Source organism: Methylibium sp., assembly GCF_013817365.1.
Taxonomy (GTDB): Bacteria; Pseudomonadota; Gammaproteobacteria; order Burkholderiales; family Burkholderiaceae_C; genus Methylibium.
In genome coordinates this window covers 1-9,406 of sequence record NZ_JACDCU010000122.1, presented here as the reverse complement: position 1 = coordinate 9,406, position 9,406 = coordinate 1, and the positions used below count along the sequence as shown (strand labels likewise).

Sequence of the window (9,406 nt, the reverse complement as noted above, 5' to 3'; positions counted from 1 at the left end):
GAGGAAACCGCCTACTGGCTGCAGCGCGTGCTGGCGCCTGCGAAGCCGGTGGTTTTGTGTTCTGCCATGCGTCCTGCGACGGCACTGCAGGCCGACGGCCCGCAGAACCTGCACGATGCTGTGACCCTCGCCCTGGAGCCGGGCGCGGCCGGTGTGCTGGCCGTGCTGGCCGGCACGGTGCATGGAGCCTTCGACGTGCGCAAGACGCACACCCACCGGCTCGACGCCTTCGGTTCCGGCGACGCGGGGCCGATCGCGCGCATCGAAGCGGGGCGTGTACGGCGCCTGCGCGACTGGCCCCGTGGCACGCCCTTGGGCACGGCCTGCTTCGCTGGCGCGCGCTGGCCGCGGGTGGAGATCGTGCTGAGCCACGCCGGTGCCTGCGGGGCGATCGTGGATGCGCTGGTCTCGCACGGAGTGGATGGCCTGGTTGCTGCCGGCACCGGCAACGGGACCCTGCACCATGCGCTGGAGGCGGCGCTGCTCCGGGCCCAGGCGCAAGGTGTGGCCGTGCGACGAGCGACGCGCGTGGCCGACGGTCCGCTGCAAGACGCCGGCCCGGCCAGCCTGCCCGGCTGCGGTGCCCTCAGCGCGGTGCAGGCGCGCATCGAGTTGATGCTGCAGCTGATGCTGGGCAATGACCGCCGGCGGTAGAAGCCGGGGGCGTTTGGCTATGTGACTTGAAAAATGGGCAGTGACCGAGCCGCGGGAAACCCGCGGCATCAGCAGTTCTTTATCCGTCGCCCCGGGCGCGACGCTGTCGCTGTTGTTAGCGTCCGCTTCTCATCCAGGGAGAGCCCTCATGCAACGTCGTTCGCTGATCGCCGCCTGTGCCGCGGCTCCTTTGTTCGCTGCGCTGCCGGTTCGCATCGCGTCCGCGCACCACGGGTGGAGCGGCTACGACGTGCGCCGCCCGCTCTATCTCGAAGGCCGTGTTGCGATGGTGCGCTGGACCAATCCCCACGCGCACCTCGAACTGGAGCCGGCGTCCGACCTGAGCCTGCCGGCCGATCTGGTTCGCCGCACTCTGCCGGCACAGCAGGCTTCGGTCGATACGGCCGAGGTGCTGGGCAACGCCCAATTACCCAAGCGGCGGGGGGGTCCCTGGACGCTCGAGCTGGCGCCGCTGTTTCGCATGCAGGCCTGGGACATCACGCCGCTCGAAGTGGGCGACACCATTTCGTTGATCGGCTATGCGGCCCCGCTGGAAGAGGGCCAGGCCGTCATGCGCGTCGAGTTCCTGTTCGCCAACGGCAAAGCCTACGGCCTGCGGTCGGCGCCCGTCTGAGCGGGCGGCGCCTCCGCCACCACCGCCTCGGCCTGCGCAATGGCGCCGGGCGCCGCAGGCCAGTCGAGCAGCCGGGTGCGGCGCAGAGCGCCGGGCTCACCGTTGTCGAAGCTGCGTTCGAAAACCTGCGTGATCGAGCGCCCCTCGATGCGTTCGGTGATCAGCACGGTCGAGTAGCGGGTGCCGTAGCGGCCATCGGTCGTGCGGATGAAGGCGGCCGAGAGTTCGCGCTCCCGGTCCAGCGGGATGCCGGTCGCTGGCAGGTCGTCATCCCCAGCGATGCGCCGGTCGGCGAGGGCGCGGAAGAGTTTCGAAGCGAGTGCTTCGGCCGACTCGCCGGTCTCGCTCGCCTGCAGGGCCGCGCGCAACTGATGCTTGAGCCGCTCGGTCTTCCGCCAGGGGGTGTCGAGCGCCGCATTCGACAAACCGTAGAGCCCCATGACCAGGCGCTGCGGCGGCCGACCGGTGTTGCTGGCCCATGTCCATTCGCCTGCAGCCAGATCGGCGGCGACAAGGTTGAAGCCGTTGTAGCCGGCGCCGGCCCACTCGCGCCAGCACGCATCGAAGCTTGCTTCGCTGCGCAGCCAGTGCGGAACCAATTCTCCGCGTGACGGCGCCGCGGCCCGCACGGCTGATGAGGCGCGCACGTTCGTCACCAGCGCCAGCCGGCCAGCCGCATTCAAACCGAACCAGGTGCCGCCGGCTCGCAGATCTCGACCGGCCAGCAGCGCCGGGCCGCCGCCCGGCGGCGTCCACCAGTCCAGGCCGGCGGCGGGGCGGTCGAAGAACTCGTCGCGGTTCGACGCCATCACCACCGGAAAGCGCGGGCTTTGCCCGAGCGCCATCGCTACGAGGCACATTCGGCGAAGTGCTCCACGTGCCGGGGGCCGGTCAAGTGCGCCTGCAGTGATTCGGCGGCGCGTTCGATGGCCGCGGCCAGCGCGACGGGGCTGGCGCCGTCGGGCAGGCGGTAGATTTCCATCCAGGTCTGGAGCCCGTCGCGCACATCGGGGCGGCGCAGCAGCCGCGCTTGCAGCCCGGGATGTGCGTCGCACAACTGCGCCTGCATCTGCTGCACGGCGCCAGCCACGGCCTCGACGCGTGCCGGCTCGGCGCGGTAGTAGATGAAAAGCTCGTGGCCGGGCGCGGACGCGGGCGCAGCCATCGGGCTTCAGTTCGGTGCGCCGGTCTGCTGCGGCGCCGCCGCCGTCGGGTTCGGCAGCGCATAGGGCAGGGCGCAAAGCGTCAACGCCGGCCCGTCGGCGCTGCCCAAGTGCAGGCTGCCGTTTTCGAGCGCGGCGAGCTTCAACTCCACCAGCGCGTCATGGCCGCCGCCCAGCGCGGGCGCCGCCACGGCCACGACGCCGCTCGGCTGGCCGGCGTCGCCGCTCCAGTACACCTCCTGCCCCGCGGTCATCGGCGCCTCGCCGTGCAAGGGTAAGGCGCGGCGCTTGAGGGTGCCGCGGTACTGACTGCGCGCGACGACCTCCTGGCCGGGATAGCAGCCCTTCTGAAAATTCACGCCGCCCACCAGTTCGTAATTGAGCATCTGGGGCACGAAGGCTTCCACGGTGGCAGCCTGCACCGGTGCGACACCGCTCTGCACCTCGAGCCAGTCCCAGGCCGGCAGGCTCAAGCCCGGCAACGCATCGAGCACTTCGACCGCCGATTCGGCCGGCGCCGCGCACAGCCAGCGCGGCTGACCGGCGCCGTCCGGCAGGCGCACGATGCTCACGCCGTTGTCGAGCAGCCGGTGGCCCCAGACGGGCAGGGCCGCGGTGCCGCTGGCGGCGGCCTGCAGCCAAGCGCCCGCCTGAGCACCGCTCAAGCCGAGCAGCGAAACCGGCGCGGCGATTTCTTCGAGTTGCACCTTGGCGCGCAGCACGAACATGCGCAGGCGCTTGAGCGTTGCGGGCAGCAGATCAGCCCGGCACGCTAGCCAGATCTCGTCGTGGCTGCGCTTGAAGCCGACGAAGCTCGCCAGCATGCGGCCTTTGGCCGAACACAGGGCAGCCAGCCGGGCCTCACCGAGGCCGAGGCCGGTGAAGTCGTTGGTCAACTGGCTGTGGAGGAAGGCCGCGGCGTCGGCGCCGCGGGTGGCGATCAGGCCGGTGTGGTCGAGGCCCACGGCACCTTCGGGCGCAATCTCGGTCGCAGGGATAGAGGTCATGCGCTGATTATCATCAGCGCCGCATGGAACAAACCGACCAACGATGAAGCGCGTGTTCAAGCTAGGGCTGCTGCTGGCGCTGGTGCTGCTGTTGGGCGCAGGCGCGGCGGTCTTCTGGTGGTTGCAGCGGCCGCTGCCGCTCGGCGGTCCGAGCGTCGAGTTGTCGATCGAGTCCGGCACGCCGCCGCGCCAGATCGCCCAGGCCTGGGTCGACGCCGGCGTGCGCGTGCCGCCGCGGTTGCTCTACGAATGGTTCCGATGGTCCGGCGAGGCGCGCAAGATCCGCGCCGGCAGTTACGAGATCCGCACGGGCGAGACCCCCGTGTCGCTGTTGCGCATGATGGTGCGCGGCGATGTCACCCTGGCCACGGTGCGCATGATCGAAGGCTGGAACTTTCGTCAGTTGCGGGCCGAGTTGGCCGAAGCCGAGGCTCTTGTGCCCAGCACGGTCGCGATGAACGACGCCGAGCTGATGGCGGCACTGGGCATGCCCGGCATCGCGCCAGAAGGCCGATTTTTCCCGGACACCTACAGCTATCACAAGGGGGCCACCGATCTGTCGGTGCTGCAACGGGCCCACCGCGCCATGCAGGGCCGTCTGGAGGCCGCCTGGGCACAGCGTGACGCGTCCACGCCGCTGAAGAGTCCCGATGAGGCCTTGATCCTGGCCTCCATCGTCGAGAAGGAGACCGGCCAGGCCGACGAGCGCGGCAAGGTCGCCGGCGTGTTCGTGAACCGGCTGCGCATCGGGATGCCGTTGCAGACGGACCCGACGGTCATCTATGGGCTGGGTGCAGCTTTCGACGGCAACCTGCGCAAGCGCGACCTGCAGGCCGACACGCCTTACAACACGTACACGCGGCGCGGCCTGCCGCCCACGCCGATCGCCATGCCCGGCAAGGCTTCGCTGCTGGCCGCGGTGAAGCCGGAGGCCACCAAAGCGCTTTACTTCGTGTCTCGCGGCGACGGCACCAGCGTCTTCAGCACCAATCTCGGCGACCACAACCGGGCGGTGAACAAGTACCAGCGCGGCATCGGCCGCGACACACCGCGGTGAGCACGACGGCGGGCCGTTTCGTCACTTTCGAGGGCATCGACGGCGCCGGCAAGTCGAGCCATCTCGAGGCGGTGGCCGAACGGTGGCGCGGGCAGGGCCTGGAGGTCGTGCGCACGCGCGAACCCGGCGGCACGCCGCTGGCGGAGAGCCTGCGCGAACTGGTGCTGCACCGGAGCATGGATGCGCTGACCGAGGCCTTGCTCATCTTCGCGGCGCGGCGCGATCACCTGCAGCAGTGCATCGAGCCGGCGCTGGCCCGCGGTGCGGTGGTGCTGTGCGACCGCTACACCGATGCCACCTTCGCCTATCAGGGGGCCGGTCGCGGCTTCGATCTCGCGGTGCTGTCCGCGCTCGAAAGCTGGGTGCAGGCCACCGCGGTCGGCACGCGACAGCCCGACCTGACCTTGTGGTTCGACCTCGATCCCGCCGTGGCTGCTGGGCGCGTCGCCGCAGCGCGCACACCCGATCGCTTCGAGCAGCAGGACGAGGCCTTCTTCCGGCGCGTGCGCGACGGCTATCGGACGCGCGCGGCCGCAGCGCCCCAGCGCTTCGCCCGCATCGACGCGGCACAGCCGCGCGAGCAGGTGGCCGCGCAGATCGTCGCCATGCTTCAGGAACGAGGCTGGTGAGCGCCGCGCTCGCTCCCTGGCTGCTGGCGCCACTGGCGCAGGCCCTGCAAACCACTCGCAGCCATGCGCTGCTCATTCACGGGCCGCGCGGCGTCGGCCAGTTCGAGCTGGCACTGGCACTCGCCGCCGCCTGGCTGTGCGAAGGCGAGCCCGAGGCGCGGCCTTCGGGTCAGGCTTGTGGCGTGTGCGGTGCCTGCCGGCTGATCGCCGGACGCACCCATCCGGACCTGCTGGTGCTGGTGCCCGAGGCGCTGCAGCAGACCCTGGGCTGGAGCGCCACCGAGGAAGCCGCCGACGGCGAGGGCGGCAAGGGGCGCAAGCCGAGCAAGGAGATCCGCGTGGAAGCGGTGCGCGCCGCGGTGGCGTTCGCGCAGAAGACTTCGACACGCGGCGGCACAAAGGTAAGCGTGCTGTACCCGGCCGAGCGCATCAACGCCACCAGCGCCAACATGCTGCTCAAGACGCTGGAAGAACCGCCCGGCCGTGCACGCTTCATCCTGGCCAGTGCCGCGCCGCAGCAGTTGTTGCCCACGGTGCGCAGCCGGTGCCAGGCGCTACGGCTGCCGCTGCCCCGGCAGCAGGCGGCGTTCGACTGGCTCGAAGCCGAGCGCGTGAACCAGCCCGAGGTGCTGCTCGCTGCGGCGGGCGGCGCGCCGCTGGAAGTGCTGGAGCGGCTTGCGCTGGGCGTCACCGCCGAGGCCTGGCTGCGGCTGCCGCGCGAGGTGCAGGCCGGGCAAAGCGCCACGCTGGCCGCCTGGCCGCTGCCGCTGGCAATCGACGCGCTGCAAAAGCTTTGTCACGATGCGCTGGCCGTGGCGGTCGGCGCCGCGCCGCGCTACTTCGGCGCGCTAAGCGTTCCGGCGGCGGGCGATGTGGCCCAACTCACTGCCTGCGGCGCCGTGCTGCGCGGCGAGATGCGCCGCGCCGAACACCCCTGGAATGCCGCGCTCGGCGTCGAAGCGCTGGTGCAGCAATTGCGCAGGGCGATGCAGCCGGCCACGTTGGCGACAACTCTGCCGCAAGTCGCACGGTCTTCGACGTTGCGGCGCGCTGCCGGCCAGAGTCCGGTGGATACACTGAAACCATGAGTGAAGCGAACCTGCGTGATGTGAATTTGCGAGACGTGAACCTGCGGAGCGCACCGTCGGTCGCCACCACCGCGCGGCCGAGCGTGATCCAGCTCGTCTTTCGCGAGAAGGGCGCGCTGTATGCGGCCTACATCCCGCTCTTCACCGACGGCGGGCTGTTCGTGCCGACCAATCGCGAATACAAGCTCGGCGAAGACATCTACCTGCTACTGTCGCTGCCGGACGATCCGCAGCGTTATCCGGTGGCCGGGAAGGTCGGCTGGGTCACGCCGGCCAACGCTTCGGGCGGTCGCACGCAGGGCGTCGGCGTGCGCTTTCCCACCGACGAGAAAACGCGCATGCTGAGGGTCAGGATCGAGGAGATTCTCGGCACCTCGCTGTCCTCGGCCAAGCCAACGCAGACGCTCTGAGGCGTTGTTCTGTCCCGCTTTGACGGGGATTGCGCGGCGCGACCCTAGACCCTAAAAACCTCTCGTTCGGCCGCTGAGTCACAGTGACCGCACCATGTTCGTCGATTCCCACTGCCACCTGAGCGACCCGCAACTGCAGGCCGACTTGCCGGCCATTCGCGCGGCGATGGCCCGCGAGCGCGTCGACCGCGCGCTCGTGATCTGCACCACGCTGGAGGAGTTCGAGACGGTGCACGCCTTGGCGCTGGCGCACGACAACTTCTGGTGCTCGGCCGGCGTGCATCCCGACAACGAAGACGTGCACGAGCCGAGCGTGGAGGACCTGCTCGAACTGGCGGCCAAACCGCGCGTGGTGGCCATCGGCGAGACCGGCCTGGACTACTACCGCCTGGGCGAACGCACGGTCGCCGACATGGCCTGGCAGCGAGACCGTTTTCGCGTGCACATACGGGCCGCGCGACGGTCCGGCTTGCCGCTCGTCATTCACACGCGCTCTGCCTCCGAGGACACCCTGTCGATCCTGCGCGAGGAAGGCACGTCGGGCACGGGCACCCCGGCGCGCGGCGTTTTTCATTGCTTCACAGAAACCCGCGAGGTTGCCCGCGAGGCCTTGGCCCTGGGCTTCATGATCTCGTTTTCCGGCATCCTGACCTTCAAGAACGCGACCGAGCTCCACGAGGTGGCGCGCGAAGTCCCGCTGGATCGCTGCCTGATCGAGACCGACAGCCCCTACCTCGCGCCGGTGCCCCACCGGGGCAAGATCAACAACCCGTCTTTCGTGCCTCTGGTGGCGGCCAGGCTGGCCGAGCTCAAGGGCTGCAGCGTCGAGGCCGTGGCCGAAGCAACCCGCCGCAATTTCGAGAGCTTGTTCAATGTTCCGGTCGCTGCGGGTTCGGCAACGACCTGATAAATCGCATGAAGTACATCGCCTATCTGGCTTTTGCATTTGGCTTTTCTTCTGTCCTTGCTGGTTCGTACGAGGATTTTTTTCGTGCGGTTCACGGCAACGACCCCGCAGCCGTGAAAGCGCTGGTGGCGCGCGGTTTCGATCCCAACGCCCCTGATCCGAGAGGCCAGCCGGCGTTGATGCGCGCGCTCGATGCCGGCGCCGACGAGGTGGCTCTGACGCTCGCCCGGCTGCCCGGCACTGACGTCAATGTGCAAAACCCGGCCGGCGAAACCCCGCTGATGAAGGCGGCCATGAAAGGCAACATCGCCTTGTGCGAAGCCTTGATCGAACGCGGCGCCGACATCAACCGGCCCGGCTGGACGCCTTTGCATTACGCCGCGGCCGGCGACTCGCTGCCGGCCCTGCGGCTGCTGATCACCGAGGGTGCGGCGGTGGACGCTCGCGCCCCCAACGGCCGCACGCCGCTGATGATGGCTGCGCTCTACGCAGACGAAAGCCTGGTCGAGGCCTTGCTGGCTGCCGGCGCCGACGTGCGCGCGCGCGAGAAGGACGGGGCCGCGGCCGCCGACCTGGCCGGCGTGGGAGGTCGGGAGTGGCTGGCTGAAAAGCTGGCCGAGCGTGCTGGCGGGACACCTGCCGGGCGCTGACGGGCGGTTGAGGCGCGGTCAAGCGCAGGCGGCGGCGCGCTACGGGGCGTTTGCGAAAACGATCTGTCGCGCCGGCGCCGCAGCGGCCCCGCGACAAATGCACTGTTCCGACCGTCTGCGACAGGCGCAGCGGGTGTCAGGTGAATTCCGACACCGTCTATGGCGCTGCCCCGACTACGGCGCGAGCCCCAGGCTCCCTACAGTTGCGGTCATGCCAGCCAACCGAGGTGATCCCATGCTGCCGATCCATACCCCGTCCAACCCCTTTGCGCTGCTGATGGACCCGGAGACGGTGCTCCAGGCGATCGAGCGTTCGGATCGTCTGGGCCGCCTGCAAAGCCGCATCTGCCGTCCGCTCGACAAGCCCCTGATCCCGCGCGTCGCCAAGGAAGTGATCGAGTTCGACCGCAAGGTCGATGCCATTCGTTACCGCGGCGAGTGACCCGCACGCTGCTTCGGCAGCCCGCTCAGCACGTCGTCGCCAGACTGGCGCCGCTTCTCCGCCCGACCCGCATCGCCTGCACGTTCAGCGCGGCGAATGCGCCGGCCACGATGCCGGCAACCGCCAGGCAGGCGCCGGCCGACAGCATGGCCAGGCCGGTGAGACCCTGACCGAGCGAGCAGCCCAGGGCGGTGACGCCGCCGAAGCCCATCAGTGCGCCGCCGGCAAGATGACCGCGCAGCTCGTCGGTCGTCTTGAAAGACTCCACCCGGAACTCGCCGCGCAGGCGCGCCGTCACGAAGCTGCCCAGCACCACACCCAAGGTTAGCAACACGCCGAAGCTCGCCTTGGTGTTCTGGTCGGTCCAGAAAGTGAGCAGATCCAGCACGTGCGCAAGAGGGGCCGTGAAGCTCAGTGCTTCCGGCCGCCGGGATTGCGTGCCGAGCCAGGCCGCCTCCAGGGTTTCGGGGTGCTCTGCGATGAACCCGACCTGCCCGGTGAGCCACCAGCACACGGGCACCAGCGCACCGACGACGACCCCGCCGATCCAGTGCACCGGCTTCATCGAAGCCCGAGCGCGCCACAGCCAGGTGCCGGCAATGCCCAGTACGCCCAGCAGCAAGGCCCATCGCAACGTGCCGGCCGATGCGGGCAGCAGCACGGCCAGCAGCGAGCCGAGGTCTTGCGGCCGGCCGAGTTGCAGGCTCCACGTGTCGAGCCCCTGTACGCGGACTTCCGCCAACACGCCGCGCAGCGTCATCTGCG

General features: G+C 69.7%; 13 protein-coding genes. 9 read left to right on the top strand and 4 right to left on the bottom strand.

Features of this window, described 5'->3' with window-relative positions; translation table 11 throughout:
* A partial coding sequence (locus H0W38_RS09570; RefSeq protein ID WP_292453235.1) for an asparaginase domain-containing protein occupies window positions 1-654 on the top strand: 654 nt, incomplete at its 5' end.
* A 148-nt stretch (window positions 655-802) separates the two neighbouring features.
* The gene (locus H0W38_RS09565; RefSeq protein WP_292453233.1) at window positions 803-1,288 is read left to right on the top strand and encodes a DUF6152 family protein; all 486 of its coding nucleotides are present in this window, start codon (window positions 803-805) and stop codon (window positions 1,286-1,288) included.
* Here H0W38_RS09565 and H0W38_RS09560 read toward each other — a convergent pair.
* The 3 genes from H0W38_RS09560 to H0W38_RS09550 are packed head-to-tail and all read right to left on the bottom strand — an operon-like array spanning window position 1,261 to window position 3,458.
* Complete coding sequence (locus H0W38_RS09560; protein ID WP_292453232.1) at window positions 1,261-2,148, bottom strand: NRDE family protein; 888 nt, start codon at window positions 2,146-2,148, stop codon at window positions 1,261-1,263. The genes H0W38_RS09565 and H0W38_RS09560 overlap by 28 nt on opposite strands.
* Window positions 2,136-2,453: a DUF4936 family protein gene (locus H0W38_RS09555; RefSeq protein WP_292453229.1), complete on the bottom strand. Its 318-nt coding sequence runs from the start codon at window positions 2,451-2,453 to the stop codon at window positions 2,136-2,138. Before H0W38_RS09555 ends, H0W38_RS09560 begins: the two co-directional genes overlap by 13 nt.
* A 6-nt stretch (window positions 2,454-2,459) precedes the next feature.
* The gene (locus H0W38_RS09550; protein WP_292453226.1) at window positions 2,460-3,458 is read right to left on the bottom strand and encodes a folate-binding protein; all 999 of its coding nucleotides are present in this window, start codon (window positions 3,456-3,458) and stop codon (window positions 2,460-2,462) included.
* A 43-nt stretch (window positions 3,459-3,501) separates the two neighbouring features.
* On the opposite strand from H0W38_RS09550, the gene mltG reads away from it, so the two are divergent.
* From mltG to H0W38_RS09515, 7 genes are all read left to right on the top strand, one after another.
* Window positions 3,502-4,515, top strand: coding sequence for an endolytic transglycosylase MltG (gene mltG, locus H0W38_RS09545; RefSeq protein WP_292453223.1), 1,014 nt, complete (start codon window positions 3,502-3,504; stop codon window positions 4,513-4,515).
* The gene (tmk, locus tag H0W38_RS09540; protein WP_292453220.1) at window positions 4,512-5,144 is read left to right on the top strand and encodes a dTMP kinase; all 633 of its coding nucleotides are present in this window, start codon (window positions 4,512-4,514) and stop codon (window positions 5,142-5,144) included. The genes mltG and tmk overlap by 4 nt, the downstream gene beginning before the upstream one ends.
* The gene (gene holB, locus H0W38_RS09535; RefSeq protein WP_367161838.1) at window positions 5,141-6,232 is read left to right on the top strand and encodes a DNA polymerase III subunit delta'; all 1,092 of its coding nucleotides are present in this window, start codon (window positions 5,141-5,143) and stop codon (window positions 6,230-6,232) included. The genes tmk and holB overlap by 4 nt, the downstream gene beginning before the upstream one ends.
* Window positions 6,229-6,642, top strand: coding sequence for a PilZ domain-containing protein (locus H0W38_RS09530; protein ID WP_292453217.1), 414 nt, complete (start codon window positions 6,229-6,231; stop codon window positions 6,640-6,642). Before holB ends, H0W38_RS09530 begins: the two co-directional genes overlap by 4 nt.
* A gap of 94 nt (window positions 6,643-6,736) precedes the next feature.
* On the top strand, window positions 6,737-7,549 hold the full coding sequence (locus H0W38_RS09525) for a TatD family hydrolase (protein ID WP_292453214.1): 813 nt from the start codon (window positions 6,737-6,739) through the stop codon (window positions 7,547-7,549).
* 8 nt (window positions 7,550-7,557) lie between these two features.
* Window positions 7,558-8,199, top strand: a complete 642-nt coding sequence (locus H0W38_RS09520) for an ankyrin repeat domain-containing protein (protein ID WP_292453211.1) — start codon at window positions 7,558-7,560, stop codon at window positions 8,197-8,199.
* 235 nt (window positions 8,200-8,434) lie between these two features.
* Window positions 8,435-8,641, top strand: coding sequence for a hypothetical protein (locus tag H0W38_RS09515; protein WP_292453208.1), 207 nt, complete (start codon window positions 8,435-8,437; stop codon window positions 8,639-8,641).
* 25 nt (window positions 8,642-8,666) lie between these two features.
* Here H0W38_RS09515 and H0W38_RS09510 read toward each other — a convergent pair.
* The coding region (locus tag H0W38_RS09510; RefSeq protein ID WP_292453205.1) for a YeeE/YedE thiosulfate transporter family protein at window positions 8,667-9,406 on the bottom strand (740 nt) is incomplete at its 5' end.

Coding starts and splice junctions, on each gene's coding strand:
- H0W38_RS09550 (WP_292453226.1), bottom strand. CDS start 3,458: ATGACCTCTATCCCTGCGACCGAGATTGCGCCCGAAGGTGCCGTGGGC.
- mltG (WP_292453223.1), top strand. CDS start 3,502: ATGAAGCGCGTGTTCAAGCTAGGGCTGCTGCTGGCGCTGGTGCTGCTG.
- H0W38_RS09565 (WP_292453233.1), top strand. CDS start 803: ATGCAACGTCGTTCGCTGATCGCCGCCTGTGCCGCGGCTCCTTTGTTC.
- H0W38_RS09515 (WP_292453208.1), top strand. CDS start 8,435: ATGCTGCCGATCCATACCCCGTCCAACCCCTTTGCGCTGCTGATGGAC.
- H0W38_RS09520 (WP_292453211.1), top strand. CDS start 7,558: ATGAAGTACATCGCCTATCTGGCTTTTGCATTTGGCTTTTCTTCTGTC.
- H0W38_RS09530 (WP_292453217.1), top strand. CDS start 6,229: ATGAGTGAAGCGAACCTGCGTGATGTGAATTTGCGAGACGTGAACCTG.
- H0W38_RS09555 (WP_292453229.1), bottom strand. CDS start 2,453: ATGGCTGCGCCCGCGTCCGCGCCCGGCCACGAGCTTTTCATCTACTAC.
- H0W38_RS09525 (WP_292453214.1), top strand. CDS start 6,737: ATGTTCGTCGATTCCCACTGCCACCTGAGCGACCCGCAACTGCAGGCC.
- H0W38_RS09560 (WP_292453232.1), bottom strand. CDS start 2,148: ATGTGCCTCGTAGCGATGGCGCTCGGGCAAAGCCCGCGCTTTCCGGTG.